The organism is Streptomyces sp. CBMA152 (genome assembly GCF_014596475.1).
Lineage (GTDB): Bacteria > Actinomycetota > Actinomycetes > Streptomycetales > Streptomycetaceae > Streptomyces.
Genome location: NZ_MECJ01000033.1, coordinates 532354 through 549540 on the forward strand (window position 1 = coordinate 532354; position 17187 = coordinate 549540).

The window sequence follows — 17187 nt, forward strand, 5'->3', positions numbered from 1 at the left end:
CGCCCCTAAATGGGCCCTTCGGGCCCTCCTGGTGGCGCGGGCAACCCGGCATGGTTCTTGACGGGCCCGGAGGGCCCTCTTAGGGGCGCGGGGAACTGCGCGAGCAACCCAGCACGATCCGCAGACAAACGGAGCCGGGGTGCAGGGGGCGCAGCCCCCGCCCAGGGGTCCGGGGGCGTAGCCCCCGGGAGACCACCTTCACCCCCACCCACCCCCGGAGGGTTAAGGCAACGGGCGGGGTGGGGAGAACTTCAGGCCGGCGACGCCCGACCCCGTCGACCGGACCGCCACAGACCCGTACGGCGTCCGCAGCCGCAGCCACGGCCCGGCGCCCAGGAGCGCCACCGGCGCACCGGGACGCAGGAAGCCCAGCGACTGCGCCGCATGCACCACCCGCAACGGCAACCCCGTGGACCCCAGCGTCCGCGACCAGATCTCGCGCCCGAGACGGTCCCGCTCGGCCCGAGTCCGCTCAGCCGCAGGCAACGCCTCGTCCCGCGCCCGGAACTCCGCGACCGCCACGGAAACCGCCGCGCCGATCTCCGACGCCGAGGGCAGCCCGGGCACCTGCTGCCAGCCACCGCGCGGCGGCAGCACACCCGCCCACGGCGGCCCGGTCACCGACGACGGGACCACCACCGCGGACGCCGGCTCGTCCAGCGCCTCAAGGAGCTCGCCGGCCGAGACGGTGACATCGAGCTCGACGACCGCGTCCAGCCGGGCCGTACGAATCGCCAGCACCTCGAACGACGGCGGACGGCCGAACACCGCCACCGCCCCACCACCGGCCTGCAGCCGCACGGCCGCCGACCGGTCGTAGTGGATCAGCCGCGCCAGGAAGGCGGCGAGATCCGCCACCTCCCCGGCGTCGGCGAAGCCCAGCTTCACGGTCATGCCGCAGCCCGCTCCGAGCCCGCCACACCCGCCGCGCCTTCGACGTATTCCTGGAGGAACGACTTCTCCTCCGCCGATATCCGCCGGGGCCGCGCCTCCTCCAGGTCGTACGGCACGACGACCGTCGACGCCCGCACATACACCTGCTCGGGGTCCTTGATCTCGTACGCGATCGTCAGCGCCGCCGCGCCGATCTTCGTGACCCACGACTCGATGGTCACCGGTGCGTGGCGGTGCACCAGCGGCCGTACGTAGTCGATCTCGTGCCGGGCCACGACGGACGGGCCCGTGAACGACGGCGAGCCGTCCCCCTGCGCCAGCTGGAACATGAAGTCGATACGGGCCTCTTCCAGGTACCGGACGAAGACCGCGTTGTTGACGTGCCCGAAGGCGTCCATGTCCGACCAGCGGAGCGGGCAGCTGTAGATGTGGCGAGCCAAGAGGATCAGCCCCGGGTCAGCTTCTTGTAGGTGGCACGGTGCGGACGCGCCGCGTCGGCCCCGAGCCGCTCGACCTTGTTCTTCTCGTACGACTCGAAGTTGCCCTCGAACCAGTACCACTTCGAGTCGCCCTCGTACGCCAGGATGTGCGTCGCGACCCGGTCCAGGAACCAGCGGTCGTGGGAGATCACGACAGCGGCACCCGGGAACTCCAGGAGCGCGTTCTCCAGCGAGGAGAGCGTCTCGACGTCGAGGTCGTTGGTGGGCTCGTCGAGGAGCAGCAGGTTGCCGCCCTCCTTGAGCGTGAGCGCCAGGTTGAGGCGGTTGCGCTCACCACCGGAGAGCACCCCGGCCGGCTTCTGCTGGTCCGGACCCTTGAAGCCGAACGCGGAGACGTACGCCCGCGACGGCATCTCGACCTGGCCGACGTTGATGTAGTCCAGCTCGTCCGACACCACGGCCCAAAGGGTCTTCTTCGGGTCGATGTTGGCGCGGCTCTGGTCGACGTACGAGATCTTGACGGTCTCGCCGACCCGGATGGAGCCCGAGTCGGGGGTCTCCAGGCCCTGGATCATCTTGAACAGCGTGGTCTTGCCCGCGCCGTTCGGGCCGATGACGCCGACGATGCCGTTGCGCGGCAGCGTGAACGACAGGTCGTCGATGAGGACCTTGTCGCCGAACGCCTTGGAGAGGTTCTCGACCTCGACGACGATCGAGCCCAGACGCGGGCCCGGCGGGATCTGGATCTCCTCGAAGTCCAGCTTCCGCATCTTGTCGGCCTCGGCCGCCATCTCCTCGTAACGGGCGAGGCGCGCCTTGGACTTGGTCTGCCGGCCCTTGGCGTTGGAGCGGACCCACTCAAGCTCTTCCTTGAGCCGCTTGGCGCGCTTCTCGTCCTTGCGGCCCTCGACCTTGAGGCGGGACGCCTTCTTGTCCAGGTACGTGGAGTAGTTGCCCTCGTAGGGGATCGCGCGGCCGCGGTCGAGCTCAAGGATCCACTCGGCGACGTTGTTCAGGAAGTACCGGTCGTGGGTGACCGCGACGACGGCGCCCGCGTACTTCGAGAGGTGCTGCTCCAGCCAGTTCACCGACTCGGCGTCGAGGTGGTTGGTGGGCTCGTCGAGGAGGAGCAGGTCGGGGGCCTCGATCAGCAGCTTGCAGAGCGCCACGCGGCGCTTCTCGCCACCGGAGAGGTTGACCACGGGCCAGTCGCCGGGCGGGCAGCCCAGCGCGTCCATGGCCTGCTCCAGCTGGGCGTCGAGGTCCCAGGCGTTGGCGTGGTCGAGGTCCTCCTGGAGCTTGCCCATCTCCTCGAGGAGCGCGTCCGAGTAGTCGGTCGCCATGAGCTCGGCGACCTCGTTGAAGCGCTTCAGCTTGCCCATGATCTCGGCGGCGCCGTCCTGCACGTTCTCCAGGACCGTCTTGGTCTCGTCGAGCTGCGGCTCCTGCATGAGGATGCCGACGCTGAAGCCCGGCGACAGGAACGCGTCACCGTTGGAGGGCTGCTCAAGGCCCGCCATGATCTTCAGAACGGTGGACTTACCGGCACCGTTAGGACCGACCACACCGATCTTCGCGCCGGGCAGGAAGCTCAGCGTGACGTCGTCAAGGATCACCTTGTCGCCGTGCGCCTTGCGCGTCTTGCGCATGGTGTAGATGTACTCAGCCAAGAGAAACCGTCCGGCAGTGTGAATCGGGCTGTGGGCAGATACACCCCATCTTGCCGTACCGCCACCCCTCGGCGGAAACGGGTAGTTCTACGGGGAAGTCAAACGGAACGCCAGTGGCCCCGGTGCGCCTGCGCTCACCGGGGCCACTGTCACAGGGTGCTCACTCTGCGTACGGAGTGCTCTGCGTCACCGTCGCATGGTCAGTGCCCAGCGGTCCCGGCCTTCTTGCGGCGCAGGAAGAACACCGCGCCGCCGCCTATGGCGACCAGCGCGACCGCGATGCCCGCGATCATCGGGGTGGAGCTGGAGCTACCGGTCTCGGCGAGGTCGCCGCCGGTGGAGCCGCCGGACGAGGTGCCGCCCGCCGAGGCGGGGCTGGGCTGCGAGGACGGCGTGGTGGTGCCGGTGCCCGTCTTGCAGTCCAGGACGCCCTTGAACTCCTGCTTGAAGCCGTTCGGCCCGGTGATCACGAAGTCGTACGCCTGGTCCTCGGCGACCGGCACAGTGACGGTCTTCGACTTGCCGGCGCCGATCGTGTAGGTGAAGCCGGCCAGCTTGAAGGTGAACGCCTCGTCGCCCTTGTTGGTGGCCGTGATGTCCACGCCGCCCTTGGCGCAGTTCTTCATCGCCGACACGGCCGGAATGGCGCCCTGCTTGGCCCAGGTCGCCTTGGCGACGGCCGTCACGGTGGAGTCGCTGGACCCGGCGAGGATCTGCGTCTGGCTCTTGGACTCACTGGCGAACGCGCGGCCGACCGGCACCTGCGTGGTGGCCTGGACGCTCAGCGTGCCGGAGCCCGGCTGGGCGCCCGCGGGGACGTCGAAGAACAACTGCGAGCCGTTCTTGGCACCCGTGACGACCTTGCCGGCCTTGTCGACGACCTTGATCCCGGCGGCCTTGAGCTCCTCGGACGGGGTGACCGAGACCTTGTCGGCGTTGGTGCGCACGGTCACCGGGCCGAGCTTGGTGCCCGCCTTGCCGGAGACGGCCGGGTTGTCGAGGGTCAGCGACGCCTTGGGCTCGTCCACGCTCTGCGCGGACTTGGTCAGCCAGTCCGCCAGATCCTTGGCCTGGCCGTCCACGGCGTCGACCTGGACGTGGTCCGAGAAGCGCCAGATCGCGACCTGGGTGGCGGCGGCGGCCGTGCCATTGGTCAGCTGACCCTTCAGGCCGGCCGACTTGGCGAGCGCCGTCAGGTCGTTCACCTGCGGGTACGAGTGCTCCAGGATCCAGCGGATCTTGCCCGCGTCCGGGTTGCCACTCAGCGAGGTGCCGCTCCAGGGGGTCTCCTGGTACTTCGCGGCCTGCTGGGTCGGGTTGTGGATGTCGATGCAGTACGTACGCAGCGTGCCGCCGCCGTCGACCACCATCTGGAACAGGCCGGCCGCGACGGGACGGTCACCGCCCTGCTGGTGGATGACGGCGCGGTCCGAGGCGTCCGGGTCCAGACCCTTGATGGTGGCGACCGCGCCGCCCTGGTGCTGCTGGCCGGGCGTGTCGGCGACCGCCGCACCGGCACCGGCTATCGCGCTGCCCGCGACCAGACCCGTGACGACCGCAGCGGCCGCGAGGCGAGCGGCGCCGCGCTTGCGTACAGACTTGGGTACAGAAAACCCGTGAACGACTGAAAACACAGAATTCCCCTTCGGGCGAGGCGCTTTCGCGTACGTGCGCGTGGGGGAAGTGCCTCGCCTGCTGACTCAAGTGCCCCGTGAGTACGGCGAATCCTATGGAGCCCGCGCCCCCTGATCCCCGGTCATACGGTCCTATAACCATTCCGAATCGGAATCGTTATCGCCGGTACCCACTCCCACCTGGGGTTATCGACAAATCTCCAGTACGGAACGGGACGTTCAGGGCACGCTGACCGCCACGGCGGGCGGATTCACGGACGGATCCGCGGGCGGTGGCGGCCCCACCGAGCCAGGATCCGTCGAATCCGGCACATCCGAACCGGCCCGCGCCGCCGGGTCCTTGGGCGGGGCCGTCAGCGCCGGGTCCGCCTTCACCACCCGCCGGAACACCGATGTCCCGCGCGTCAGATCGTGACCCACCGCGATCGCCTCGACGTCCGCCGAGAATCTGCGGTGCCCGTCCTGGTCCTCGTCGCGGACCCGCAACCGGCCGTGCACCACCAGCGGTTCGCCCACCGCGACCGAGCTCGCCAGATTCAGCCCGAGCGTGCGCCACGCCCACACGGTGTAGAAACTGGAGTGCCCGTCGACCCAGGCGGCCGTCTGCCGGTCGTACCGGCGCGGGGTCACCGCCAGCCGGAACCGCGCCACCCCGCCCGTCGCCGAGTCCCGGTACTCGACCCGCGTCGCCGCGTTCCCCACCAGTGTCACCAACGTGTCGTTCATCCCCACCACTCCCCCGTCGTACGTGCCTTCCGCACGCGCCTGTCGCACGCACGAGTCGTCCCCGGCGCAGCTCCGTCCGGCCCAGGCGGCCGATCGAACCCTTGCGCTGTCGATCTCCATGCTGGACCGGACGGAGGACCTCGCGCCGGGGGCTGTGGACTACCCGCCGGTTGTGGAAAACCCCGTCACCCGTACGTGGCGTTCCACCCCACCGAGCCAGCACGCACGGCCAGGACACGCGGCCAGAACGCACAGCCGCCGACCAGGCCGCACGCCCGCCCGACGCCCCGTCACGACACCCCCGCCCGCACCCCGGACCCGCCGCGAACCCCCGTACCGCCCCGCACCGCCACGTACTGCTCGCGCACCTCCCGGTACCGCAGCAGCTCCGCCGCGACCGGGTCGAGGACCCTCGCGCGGCCGCAGCCCGCCGCGGCCTCCCGCAGGCGGCGCTCGGCCTCCTGCCCGTACCGCCGCCCGGGTCCGCGCGCCGCGACCCCGCAGGCCCACTCCACCAGCGGCCCCCCGACGATCCCGGCCAGCATCACCAGGGCGGGCACGAGCAGCCCGGGGCTCAGCACCCCGACGATCTGGCCGAGGAGCCAACCCCCGCCCACGATCTGAACCAGCGTCATGGCCGCCTGCACCAGGACCGCCGCCGGCCACCACGCAGGCCGCGGCGAGGTGCCCCGCTCCCGCTCGGCCCGTACGGCCAGCTCGTCCAGGGCCTGCGGCAGCCCCTCGGCGCCCCGTACGGCCGCCTCCCGGACCGCCTGGGCCCAGGGTGCGGGCAGCCCGCCGGCCGCCTCGTCCGCGACCACGCGTACGGCCTGCTCGACGCGTTGCCGGGCGGTCACCTCCTCCTCGGGCGGCGCGCTCGGCTGGGGCGACTCAAGGCCCGGGACGCGGGTCCGCTCGTACCAGCGCCAGAGCCGCAGCCACGGGGTGCCGCACGCGCGCGACGCGTTGCGGCGCCATTCGCGCTCGGCCGCCTCGCCCGCCGCGGCCGCGCCGACCGCCGCCGCGAGCCGGTCGGTGAACTCCTCCCGGGCCCGCTCGTCAAGACCCGAGCGCCCGTCCGCGACGTACACCGGACGTAGTCCGGCCGCTGCCGCGTCCAGATCGGCCGCCACGCGGCGCTCGGGCGCGCCGCGCTCCTGTACGAAGCGGCTGAGCAGTTCGCGCAGTTCGACGACGCCTTGGCCGGTGAGGGCGGAGAGCGACAGCACGGTGGCGCCCGGTTCGCCGTGCTCGCCGAGCGCCATGCCGTCGTCGTCCAGGAGCCGTCGCAGATCGTCGATGACCTGGTCGGCGGCCTCTCCGGGCAGCCGGTCCACCTGGTTGAGGACGACGAACGTCACCTCTGCATGTCCGGCGAGCGGCCGCAGATAGCGCTCGTGCAGGACGGCGTCCGCGTACTTCTCCGGGTCGACGACCCAGACGACGGCGTCCACGAGCGCGAGGACGCGGTCGGCCTGATGGCGGTGGTCGACCACCGCCGAGTCGAGGTCGGGCAGATCGACCAGCACGAGCCCTTGCAGCGCCTCGGCGTTGGGGTCGCTCGGCAGCGGTCGGCGCCGCAGCCGCCCCGGAATCCCGATCCGGTCGAGCAGCCCCGCCGCGCCGTCCGTCCAGCTGCACGCGATGGGCGCGCCGGTGGTGGGGCGGCGCAGCCCGGTCTCCGAGATGTTCGTCCCGGCGAGGGCGTTGAACAGCGTCGACTTGCCACTGCCGGTGGCTCCCGCGATGGCGACGACCGTGTGCCGGGCCGAGAGCCGCTGCCGCGCCGCCGCCTCGTCGAGGACCCGTCCGGCCTCGGCCAGCGTCTTCCCGTCGAGCCGGGTCCGCGACAGCCCCACGAGCTCCCGCAACGCGTCGAGCCGCCCGCGCAGCTCGCCGCCGTAGGGCCCGCCGATGGGCACGTACGCCTCGACCGGCTCGGGCTCCTCCTCGGGAACCTCCTCCGGCGCCTGCTCGTTCACCCGTCGAGCGATCAGACCGTCATCCCAGGCGGTGGCGGAGCGCGGGTCGGGGTCGGACGCCGGGGGTGCGGCGTCGCGGATCCGCGGACGCGCTCCGGGACCGACGGCGTCGCGGGTACGGGGGCGTGCGTGCGGGGCCGCGTCCGCGGTGGCGTTGCGGGGTGCGGCGTTGCGGGGCGCCGGGCCGGGTGCGGGGGGCGTGGCATCGCGCGCGTCGTCGTCCGGGGCCGTACCCGGGGCGCGGGGTGGCTCGGCCTCGGGGCGGTCGGGCTTTGGCGGGGCCTCGGCCTGCGGTGGAGCGTCGGCCGGCTTGGAACCGGGGGTCACGGCTTCCGCCCCACCGCCCACATCACCACGCCGGGCGGCCGGGCGCTCGGCCCACGGGCGGTCGAAGCCGAGCCAGCCCGAAGTAGGGCCGACGGTCTCCAGACGGCCGATCCCGGTCCGCCCGGAGGCCCGGAGTGCGGTCCCCGTCGACGTGGCCTCCGGCTCGTCACCCGATGGGGTGGGCTCGGCCGGGTCGACCTCGGTCTCGGAGAGGCTCTGCGCGCCGTCCTGCGGGGAAGCCGACGGGGTGGATTGAGACAGGTCGGACCCAGGCTGATCGGACCCAGGCTGATCGGACTCGGGCTGATCGGACTCGGGCTCGTCGGACTGCGAGTCGGGCTGGTCGGCCCCCGGCCGATCCGTCAGAGCGGTCACCCCGCTCACCTCTCCTTCTGCAGTAGGGACAGCGCGGCGATCAGCTCGGCCTGGGGCTCGGGGGTCACCTGGAGCGCGTCCAGTGGGGCGAGTCGGCGGTCGCGTTCGGCGTTCAGGACTTCGTCGATGTAGGTCTTGACCAGCTCGCCGCCCTGGTCGCGCAGCCGGAGCGCACGCTGGGCGCCGACGCGCTCGGCCAGCCGCTCCCCGGCCCGCCGCGCCCGGCGGCCGCCGAGGAGAGCTGCCGCAAGGAGGGCCGCGACGGCCTCGGGGGCGGGCGCAACCGCCCGTTCCATCTCGCCCACCTCCTCCTCTGCCAGCTCCTCCAGGACCCGCCGCCAGCGCCGTACCGCGACCTCGATGCGGTCGCCGGTCTCCCGGTCCCGTACGCCCTCGGCCAGCTCCACCGCCGCGGGCTCGCGGCCCCAGGCCTCGCGGACCCGTTCGTCGGCGGCGTCGGCGGCGCAGCCGAGCAGTTCGGCGAGGCTCTCGACGAGCGCGTCGAGCAGCTCGCCGGAGCTCGCGTCCCGGGGGTACGCGCGCCAGCGGGTGAGCGCGTCCCCGGCGAGCACGCCCCCCGCCTGCAGCCTGCGCCGCACGCGTGCGCCTTCCCGCTCGTACGCCTCCTCGACGACGCCCGTCATCCGTACGGCGGCGGCGTGCTGCGCGGCGACGGCGGAGGCGAGCTCGGGCATCCGGGCGTTGAGCGAGTCGATGACGCCGACGGCGGTACGGACGACGGCCTGCTGGCGGGCGGCCGCGTCCTGGGCCCGGTGGGTGAGCCACTGGCCGAGCGGGGCGACCGCGGTGGAGGGCAGCAATCCGCTTCCGCCGCCCGCCGATTCGGGCAGCTCGGGGATGGTGAAGCGGGGCACCTCGCCGAGCCCGGCCTTGGTGAGCAGCGCCGCGTACTGCCGCGACACCTCGCCCATGACCTGGTGCGGCACCCGGTCGAGGACGGTGATCAGCGTGGCGTCGTACTCCTTCGCGGTACGCAGCAGATGCCACGGCACGGCGTCGGCGTACCGCGACGCCGTCGTCACCATGACCCAGATGTCGGCGGCGCAGATCAACTGGGCGGCGAGGATCCGGTTGCTGACGACGAGTGAGTCGATGTCGGGCGCGTCGAGCAGGGCGAGGCCGGGGGGCATGTTCCGCGAGGTCTCGACCCGCAGGGAGTTCTCCGCGTCGTTGCCGCCGACGCCCTCCTCCCCCTCCGCCTCCTCGCTCTGCTGCGGCAGCCATACGCGGGTGAGCTGCGGCAGTACGCGGATTCCGGTGAACCAGTGGTGGTCGTCGGGGTGGCAGACGAGGACGGGCGTACGGGTCGTGGGCCGCAGCACCCCGGCCTCGCTGACCCGCCGCCCGACAAGGGAGTTGACGAGGGTGGACTTGCCGGCGCCGGTGGACCCGCCGAAGACGGCGAGCAGCGGCGCTTCGGGATCTTTGAGCCGGGGCAACAAATAGTCGTCGAGCTGCGCGAGCAGCTCGACCCGGGTCTGCCGCGCCCGCGCCGCCCCCGGCAGGGGCAGCGGAAGACGCACGGCGGCGACCCGGTCGCGCAGGGCGGAGAGTGCGTCGATCAGCTGAGGCCGTACGTCCAAGGTCACCACATGCGAAGAATGCCCAATTTTGGCGCCTTTTTGAAGCGTATGGAGGCCTTCGCGCGCCGATAGGACACAGCGGGACAGACGGGATGAGTGGGACGCAGGCATAACGAGTGCACAACACCCGGCGCCGCAAGCGTCAAAAGCGCTGCGTGTTCCGCGCTCGCCTGCGATTATCGGTTCGCTTCACCGAACCTCCACATCGTGCCACGCAGGTGAAGCAACCGGGACGAGGTGAGAGGAGCCCTATCCTTGTCCCCGGCAAGGTCACCGGCCCGGAGCCCGCTCCGGACCGCAGCCCTGCCCGCCCGGGGGCTCCAGGCCACCGCGGCCGCCAACCGGCCCCCGTAGCTCAGTGGATAGAGCAGGCGCCTTCTAAGCGCTTGGCCGCAGGTTCGAGTCCTGCCGGGGGCGCTTCCGCCCGTGCGGTGTCAGGCCCTCCCCATTGGGAGGGCCTTTTTGCTGCTCAAAGGGAACATAGCGAGCGGGGCGTAGCGGGGACGTAAGCCTCCCGCTCGGCGGTTTGGGTGCCCGCGAGGGACCCGCTCAGCGGTCCGAGTAGCTGAAGTCGCCCACCGTCCACGCCGTCACGTCCGCGATCGCGACGCGGTACATGCCGCCCGTTTCGGGGATGCCCGTCGTGCCCTGCAGGATTCGGGCGACGTGGAAGTGCAGGTGGGTGGGGTGCTCGTGCTGTGGGGGCCGGGGCGTCGTGAAGGTGCCGGAGAACGCGCCCAGGCTGTCCGAGTCCGTGAGGACTTCGGCCACGCGCTGTCTCCAGACCGCCTCGGGGGCCAGGCGGCCGGTGATCACGGAGCCGCCGGTCACCACGGTCAGGGACATCTGGTTGCTCTGCTCCGACTCGACCGTCGCCGCGATGGCGACCAGCAGTTCGTCAGGGGCATGGTCAAGGGTCGACATGACCGCGGATTTTAGCCCGCGTCACCCGGTCCCGTCCGCCCCTAACTGCCGAGCGCCGCCCAGCCGTTCGACGGCGGGGCGGCGCGGGCGGCAGGCAGGTCCCGGGGATCACACGCCCGAGTACGAGTGCTTCCCGCCGAACAGGAAGTTCACGCCGTAGTAGTTGAACAGGTACGCCCCGAACGCCGCCAGCGCGATGTACGCCGCCTTGCGGCCCTTCCAGCCGGCCGTGGCGCGCGCGTGGAGGTAGCACGCGTAGGCGACCCACGTCACGAAGGACCAGACCTCCTTCGGGTCCCAGCCCCAGTAGCGGCCCCACGCGTCGCCCGCCCAGATCGAGCCCGCCACGATCGTGAAGGTCCACAGCGGGAAGACCGCCGCGTTCACCCGGTACGAGAAGCGGTCCAGGCTGGATGCGGCAGGCAGCCGGGCCATGATGTCGTTGCCCATCACCCGGGCCCACAGGACCACCCGGGACGAGCCGGCCGGAGCGCGTCCGCTCGCCAGGATCTTCTCCGCCTCGCCGACCCGGCCCGCCGCGAGCCGCGCCTCGTACCGGTCGCGCAGCAGGTAGACCAGCGACGAGACCGCGCCCATGTAGAGCACCGCGCCGCAGAAGATCGCGGTGGAGACGTGGATCCACAGCCAGTACGAGTGCAGGGCCGGGACCAGCTGGTCGCTGTCGGTGTACAGCCAGGTCGTCGCCACGCCGAGGTCGAGCAGGACGGAGGTGACCAGCGGCAGGCCGATCCAGCGCACCTCCTTCTTGGCGAGCAGCAGCGCGAGGTACACGCCGACCGCCACCGTCGAGAAGGTCGTGGAGAACTCGTACATGTTGCCCCACGGCGCCCGCTGCACCGAGAGCGAGCGGGTGACCACCGCGGCCGTCGCGATGAAGAACGCGAGGACCGTGAGGGAGACGGCGATACGGCCGTACAGGCTGCCCTTCTCGTCGCCGCCGTCGGCGCCGGGGCCGTCCGCGATGTCGCGGCTGCCCTCGGTCGCGCGTCCGACGACCTTCGGCCGCTCCAGCACGGCCGTCCCGCCGCCCGCCCGGGCCTTGCGCACCTGAGCCGAGCCCTTCGCCGCGCGGCCCGCGCTCTCGCCCTCGGCCACCAGCGCGGCCGCCGTCCGGCCGACCTTGCTACGGCTGCCGAAAACCCATTCGGCGATATGCGCGAGGAAGGCCAGGGTGTAGACAGCCATTGACGAATAGATCAGCACATTACTGATGTGCGCCAAGTTCTCATTGGCGGCGGCCAGATTCACTTCTCAACCCCTTTGAAGGATTCAGCCTGCGGGCCGGGGACGGACCGCCCCGGGCCTCAGCCTAGCCCCCGCTCCTGACGGCCCGGCAGCCGGGTCCCGGGCCCTGCGACGAGCAATGACTGCCTGGTCACAGGGAGTTGACCGGACATCGGCCCGGCTGCCCGGTATCCCCCGTACACGTAAGGCCCGGCACGTCTCTGGGCAAGCTCCGTACAGCTGCACCAGGTTGACCGACCATCAGACACCGTGATTGAATCGATCAAGATATGCTCGGCATGCATCGATAAACGCATGCCTTTTCATGAGGAACCTGCAAACGGGGGCCAGGTTCCTTTGCAGTGAGCCTTTTTGTTGGTGCCTCCGTTTTGCTTCGGAGGGGACGTCAGGCCGCCGGTACGGCCGTCACCACATGCCAGCAGAAATCGACATGCTCAGCCTGCACGGGTCACTCGAATCTCCTGTCATCGAATCGATGAACTTCCTCAACGAGATCTCCCAGCGATTTCCCGAGGCGCTTTCCCTCGCCGCCGGACGTCCGTACGAGGGGTTCTTCGACACGGAGGACGTGCATCGCCATCTCCGTACGTTCGAAGCCCACTTGCGGGAGAAATTCGACGGGGACGAGGCCCAGGTACGCAGAACGCTTCTGCAGTACGGGCGCACCAAGGGCATCATTCACGATCTGATCGCGAAGAACCTCATCGTCGACGAGAACATCGACATCGACCCGGAGTCGGTGGTCGTGACCGTCGGCTGCCAGGAGGCGCTGTTCCTCACGCTGCGCGCGCTGCGCCGCGACGACAACGACGTCCTGCTCGCCCCGACGCCCTGTTACGTGGGGGCGAGCGGCGCCGCCGAACTGGTCGGCATGCGGATCCTGCCGGTCCAGGAGAGCGCCGACGGCGTGGATCTGGACGATCTGGCGCGGGTCGCCGAGGGGGCGAGGGCCGCCGGACTGCGGCCCAGAGCGTTCTATGTGGTGGCCGATTTCGCCAACCCGTCGGGCGCCGGCCTGGACCTCGATGCTCGGAAGCGTCTGCTCCGTATCGCCGAGGAGCAGGATTTCCTCGTCCTGGAGGACAATCCGTACGGTCTGTTCCAGGACAGCGAGATCGAGCCACTGCCGACACTCAAGTCGCTCGACGGCGAGCGCCGACGGGTGGTGTATCTCGGCTCGTTCGCCAAGACCGGTCTGCCCGGCGCCCGGATCGGTTACGTCGTCGCCGACCAGCGCACGGTAGCCGCCGACGGGCGGACGGAACTGTTCGCCGATCAGCTGGCGAAGCTCAAGAGCATGCTCACCGTGAACACCTCTCCGGTGGCCCAGGCCGTCATCGGCGGGAAGCTCCTGGAGCACCACCACAGCCTGCGCGCGGCGAATGTCCGGGAAACCGAGCTGTATCAGGGTAATCTCCGGCACCTACTGGGCGAGTTGGCCCGGCAATTCCCCGCCGGAACGCGGCCGCAGGTCACCTGGAACACCCCGGCCGGCGGATTCTTCGTCGTCGTCACCGTGCCCTTCCCGGTCGACGACGCACTCCTTGAGCATTCCGCCCGCGCCCACCGGGTCCTGTGGACCCCCATGCACCACTTCTACGGCGACGGGCAGCCGCGCAACCAGCTGCGCCTGTCGTTCAGTTACCTCTCCCCGGACGAGATCACGCTGGGAATCGACCGGCTCGCGACATTCATTCGCGAACAAAGTGACGTCTAGAACACCGACGCCCACACCACGGAAACGGAATGTCATGAGCAGCCCCTTTGACGGACTCCGCCTCGACCACGTCGGCTTCTCGGTCGGCGACCTCACCGAGGCGACCGAATTCTTTGTGAACAACTACGGGCTCGGCGTCTACGCGCAGTCGACGCCTTCGGTGGAAGCGGACGCTTCCGTTCGCGCCCTCGGGCGCCACACCATCCGCTTCGTCCTGACCGACTCGCGCGGCACCGACCACCCCGCTTCCGCCTATGTGGAGCGCCATGGTGACGGTGTGTCGGACATCGCGCTGAGCGTGGCGGACGCCGCTGCCGCCTTCGCCGAGGCCGTACGGCGCGGAGCCCGGCCGGTGGCCGAGCCGCAGGAGCGCGACGGGGTCGTCACCGCCTCCATCACCGCGTTCGGCGACGTCACGCACACCTTCGTACAGCGTCCCGAAGGCATGAACCCCGCTGTTCTGCCCGGGCTTTCGCCGGTGGACCGGGACGCCGAGGCGACCGGTGCGGCCGCCGCCGGGCTGCACACCGTCGACCACTTCGCGGTGTGCCTGGAGCCGGGCCAGCTGGTGCCCACCGTCGAGTTCTACGAGCGCGTCCTCGACTTCGACATGGTCTTCACCGAGCGCATCGTCGTCGGCGGCCAGGCCATGGACTCCAAGGTGGTGCAGAGCCGGTCGGGCGCGGTGACGCTCACCCTGATCGAGCCGGACACCTCCCGCGAGCCGGGCCAGATAGACAAGTTCATCAAGGAGCACGGCGGCGCCGGTGTCCAGCACATCGCCTTCGCCACCGACGACATCGTGCGGGACGTGGACCTGCTCGGCGCCGAGGGCCTGGCCTTCCTGAAGACGCCGTCGGCGTACTACGACCAGGTGCCGGACCGGCTCGACCTGCTGCGCCACTCGGTGGACCAGCTGCGGGCGCTCAACGTCCTGGTCGACGAGGACCAGGACGGCCAGCTGCTGCAGATCTTCACCAAGTCCGTGCACCCGCGCGGCACCCTGTTCTTCGAGCTCATCGAGCGCCTGGGCGCGCGGACCTTCGGCAGCGGCAACATCAAGGCGCTGTACTCCGCGGTCGAGCTGGAGATGGAGCGGGCACGCGAGGACGCGGCCAAGTGACCGTCCCTCCGCAACCCCCGGCGCACAGGAGAGCCGCCTGCGTCGCCGACATGGCGCGGCTCGCGGCGGACCGGCTCCCCCACGACGTCCTCGACTTCGTCGACGGCGGCGCCGGTGACGAGTCCGCCCAGGCCGCCAACCGGACCGCGCTCGACGCGGTCCGGCTCGTGCCCCGGGTCCTGGGCACCCGGGGCGAGACCGACACCTCGGGCACGCTGCTGCGCAGTGCGGCCGCGCTGCCGCTGGCGGTCGCGCCGATGGCGTACCAGCGGCTGATGCACCCGGACGGCGAGCTCGCGGCGGCGCGGGCCGCGCGGGACGCCCGAGTCCCGTACATCATCAGCACGTTGAGCAGCTACTCGATCGAGGAGATCGCCGAGGTCGGCGGGACCGTGTGGTTCCAGCTGTACTGGCTGCACGACCGCGGTGTGGTGCTCGACCTGGTGCGGCGGGCCGAGCGGGCGGGCTGCGAGGCGCTGGTCCTGACCGTCGACGTGCCCCACATGGGCCGCCGCCTGCGCGATGTACGCAACGGGTTCGCGCTCCCGGCCGACGTTTCGGCGGCGAACCTCGCCCCGGCGCCGGTCTCGGCCGCGCACGCGAAGCAGTCGGGCACCTCGGCGGTCGCCACCCACACCGCGCTCGCCTTCGACCCGGCGATCGGCTGGGAGGAGCTGGCCTGGCTGCGGGAGCACACCGACCTGCCGGTGCTGGTCAAGGGCATCCTCGATCCGCGCGACGCCGTACGCGCGGTGGAGCTCGGCGCCGACGGGGTGATCGTCTCCAACCATGGAGGCCGTCAGTTCGCGGCCGCGCCGCCCAGCGTCACCGCGCTGTCCCCGGTGCTGGACGCGGTCGGCGGACGGTGCTCGGTGCTGCTGGACAGCGGGGTGCGCACCGGTACGGACATCCTGCGGGCCCTCGCGCTCGGCGCCGACGCGGCGCTGTGCGGCCGGCCGGTGCTGTGGGGGCTCGCGGTGGACGGCGAGGCCGGGGCGCGGCAGGTCCTCGACCTGCTCCACACCGAACTGCGGGAGGCTCTCCTGCTGTCCGGCTGCCCCGACCTGGCGGCCGCCCGGGGCCTCGACGTCGTACGCATCTGACGACGAGACCCAGGGCCTGCACAGACATCCTGATCAGGCGGCGGTGAGCTGCGGGAACAGCCCGACGTTCGCCGCCGCCTTCAGGTAGTCCGCCCCGGCGGTGCCGCCGGTGCCCGGCACCTTGCCGATGATCTTCATCGTGACGCCCCAGTGGGTGCGCTTCATGCCCCGCCAGTTGGCGTCGAGGCCGCGCATCGCGTCCTCCAGACGGCGGGCGTCCTCGCTCGACCAGCCGCCCGCCCGCGCCAGGAACGCCTCCTGGAGCGTGGTGTCGAGCGCGAACAGCGGGCCCTTCTCCGGGCGGTGCGCCTCGCCCTCACGCTTGGCGCTCACCGTCTCCACCAGCTGATACGGCCTCGACTGGATGGCGCTGGCGCCGTGCGTGTGGTCCCGGATCACCGCGAAGGACTCCGGCGGCATGGTGGTCAGGACCCGGTACAGCGGCCCCGTCGCCCCCGACAGCCAGCCCGCGGCCTGCTCCAGGACGGCCGCCGCGTCGGCCGGGCGGTCCGCGCGGACCGCCTCGGTCGCCGAGGTCAGCGACCTGGCCACGCGGGCGAAGAGCCGCTCGAAGAGCTGGATGGACCGGATGAACATCTGCTCGTCGTGCAGCGTCGTGACCGGCAGCAGACTCACCTCAACTGCCCGCAGCAGAGCGGGAGTCGCCTGCGCGCGGATCGCGGTGACCGCCGCCCGTGCCGCCTCCGGCACCCCGTCGGCCTCGCTCTCGCCGAGCGCGGCGCGCACCGCGTCCAGCGGCGCGGGGTCCGCGAGGGCCAGCGGCGCGTAGTCCGCGAGCCGGGCCAGCGCCTGCCACGCGGCGGTGGTCCGGGTGCGCTGCGCCGCGTGGCCCCCGGCCTGCTCCAGCGCGGTGGTCTCCCGCTCGACGAGGTCGGCGATCAGCACCGCCGTCAGCACGTCGTCGGCCCGCTCGGCCGCCGCCGGGGTGCCGTCCGTGTCCCAGTGGGCGATCGCCATCACGTCGTTGCCCGCGTACGAGACGTAGTTCATGGGGCGGTCGGTGAAGGTCAGCGGCAGCCAGGCGTCGAACAGCCAGGCGTCCGGCGACGACCAGGGCCGCGCCCGGCCCGAACACTCGATCCCGAGCCGGGCCCCGCGCAGCAGCGCGACCAGCTCGTGGGAGACCTCCGCCTTGCCCACCTTCTGGTAGTAGTCCACGACCTCCCGGTACGGAAAGCGGCCGAAGACCTCCGGACCGTCCCCCAGCGCCTCGTGCGACCAGGCGGTGACGGCCTCGACCGCCTCCCGCAACGCCCGTGCGCGGTCCAGCCGTGTGCCGCGGCCGAGGGCCGTCCCGCCGACACCGCGAAGCTCGTCCTCGTGGTGTTCGGCGGATCCCCCGACCGACGCCTTCTCCGTCATATACACGCTTTCACCAATT

The 17187-nt window shown here is 71.3% G+C and carries 13 protein-coding genes and 1 tRNA gene; 4 read left to right on the forward strand and 10 right to left on the reverse strand.

Annotated features, from left to right (window positions below; all coding sequences use genetic code 11):
• Positions 1 to 222 precede the first annotated feature (222 nt).
• The 7 genes from BG418_RS35370 to BG418_RS35400 all read right to left on the reverse strand — a co-directional run bounded on the left by BG418_RS35370 (position 223) and on the right by BG418_RS35400 (position 9652).
• Complete coding sequence (locus BG418_RS35370) at positions 223 to 894, reverse strand: hypothetical protein (protein ID WP_188278149.1); 672 nt, start codon at positions 892 to 894, stop codon at positions 223 to 225.
• Positions 891 to 1334 (reverse strand): thioesterase family protein, encoded by a 444-nt coding sequence (locus BG418_RS35375; RefSeq protein WP_188278150.1) that lies wholly within the window; start codon positions 1332 to 1334, stop codon positions 891 to 893. The genes BG418_RS35370 and BG418_RS35375 overlap by 4 nt, the downstream gene beginning before the upstream one ends.
• A 5-nt stretch (positions 1335 to 1339) precedes the next feature.
• The gene (gene ettA, locus BG418_RS35380) at positions 1340 to 3004 is read right to left on the reverse strand and encodes an energy-dependent translational throttle protein EttA (protein ID WP_188278151.1); all 1665 of its coding nucleotides are present in this window, start codon (positions 3002 to 3004) and stop codon (positions 1340 to 1342) included.
• 200 nt (positions 3005 to 3204) lie between these two features.
• On the reverse strand, positions 3205 to 4638 hold the full coding sequence (locus BG418_RS35385) for an LAETG motif-containing sortase-dependent surface protein (protein ID WP_188278152.1): 1434 nt from the start codon (positions 4636 to 4638) through the stop codon (positions 3205 to 3207).
• 219 nt (positions 4639 to 4857) lie between these two features.
• A complete protein-coding gene (locus BG418_RS35390; protein WP_188278153.1) occupies positions 4858 to 5364 on the reverse strand; it encodes a single-stranded DNA-binding protein in 507 nt (168 codons plus the stop codon).
• A gap of 290 nt (positions 5365 to 5654) precedes the next feature.
• The gene (locus tag BG418_RS35395; protein ID WP_188278350.1) at positions 5655 to 7427 is read right to left on the reverse strand and encodes a GTPase; all 1773 of its coding nucleotides are present in this window, start codon (positions 7425 to 7427) and stop codon (positions 5655 to 5657) included.
• A gap of 626 nt (positions 7428 to 8053) precedes the next feature.
• The gene (locus BG418_RS35400; protein ID WP_188278351.1) at positions 8054 to 9652 is read right to left on the reverse strand and encodes a dynamin family protein; all 1599 of its coding nucleotides are present in this window, start codon (positions 9650 to 9652) and stop codon (positions 8054 to 8056) included.
• Positions 9653 to 9996: 344 nt separating this feature from the next.
• On the opposite strand from BG418_RS35400, the gene BG418_RS35405 reads away from it, so the two are divergent.
• Positions 9997 to 10069 (forward strand) — tRNA-Arg (locus BG418_RS35405).
• 132 nt (positions 10070 to 10201) lie between these two features.
• On the opposite strand, the gene BG418_RS35410 is transcribed toward BG418_RS35405, so the two are convergent.
• Both BG418_RS35410 and ccsB read right to left on the reverse strand, forming a co-directional pair.
• A complete protein-coding gene (locus BG418_RS35410) occupies positions 10202 to 10576 on the reverse strand; it encodes a hypothetical protein (protein WP_188278154.1) in 375 nt (124 codons plus the stop codon).
• A gap of 108 nt (positions 10577 to 10684) precedes the next feature.
• A complete protein-coding gene (ccsB, locus tag BG418_RS35415) occupies positions 10685 to 11845 on the reverse strand; it encodes a c-type cytochrome biogenesis protein CcsB (RefSeq protein ID WP_188278155.1) in 1161 nt (386 codons plus the stop codon).
• 472 nt (positions 11846 to 12317) lie between these two features.
• On the opposite strand from ccsB, the gene BG418_RS35420 reads away from it, so the two are divergent.
• The 3 genes from BG418_RS35420 to BG418_RS35430 are packed head-to-tail and all read left to right on the forward strand — an operon-like array spanning position 12318 to position 15785.
• Positions 12318 to 13559, forward strand: a complete 1242-nt coding sequence (locus tag BG418_RS35420) for a PLP-dependent aminotransferase family protein (protein WP_317453866.1) — start codon at positions 12318 to 12320, stop codon at positions 13557 to 13559.
• Positions 13560 to 13593: 34 nt separating this feature from the next.
• A complete protein-coding gene (hppD, locus tag BG418_RS35425) occupies positions 13594 to 14682 on the forward strand; it encodes a 4-hydroxyphenylpyruvate dioxygenase (protein ID WP_188278157.1) in 1089 nt (362 codons plus the stop codon).
• Positions 14683 to 14732: 50 nt separating this feature from the next.
• Positions 14733 to 15785 (forward strand): alpha-hydroxy acid oxidase, encoded by a 1053-nt coding sequence (locus BG418_RS35430; protein ID WP_188278352.1) that lies wholly within the window; start codon positions 14733 to 14735, stop codon positions 15783 to 15785.
• Positions 15786 to 15818: 33 nt separating this feature from the next.
• Here BG418_RS35430 and BG418_RS35435 read toward each other — a convergent pair whose 3' ends face one another.
• Positions 15819 to 17168: a hypothetical protein gene (locus tag BG418_RS35435; protein ID WP_188278158.1), complete on the reverse strand. Its 1350-nt coding sequence runs from the start codon at positions 17166 to 17168 to the stop codon at positions 15819 to 15821.
• Positions 17169 to 17187 lie beyond the last annotated feature (19 nt).

What these genes read in the sequence shown, in the direction of transcription:
- BG418_RS35370 (WP_188278149.1), bottom strand. Translation starts at nt 894, where the DNA reads ATGACCGTGAAGCTGGGCTTCGCCGACGCCGGGGAGGTGGCGGATCTC.
- BG418_RS35390 (WP_188278153.1), bottom strand. Translation starts at nt 5,364, where the DNA reads ATGAACGACACGTTGGTGACACTGGTGGGGAACGCGGCGACGCGGGTC.
- BG418_RS35410 (WP_188278154.1), bottom strand. Translation starts at nt 10,576, where the DNA reads ATGTCGACCCTTGACCATGCCCCTGACGAACTGCTGGTCGCCATCGCG.
- BG418_RS35420 (WP_317453866.1), top strand. Translation starts at nt 12,318, where the DNA reads ATGAACTTCCTCAACGAGATCTCCCAGCGATTTCCCGAGGCGCTTTCC.
- hppD (WP_188278157.1), top strand. Translation starts at nt 13,594, where the DNA reads ATGAGCAGCCCCTTTGACGGACTCCGCCTCGACCACGTCGGCTTCTCG.
- BG418_RS35430 (WP_188278352.1), top strand. Translation starts at nt 14,733, where the DNA reads ATGGCGCGGCTCGCGGCGGACCGGCTCCCCCACGACGTCCTCGACTTC.
- BG418_RS35435 (WP_188278158.1), bottom strand. Translation starts at nt 17,168, where the DNA reads ATGACGGAGAAGGCGTCGGTCGGGGGATCCGCCGAACACCACGAGGAC.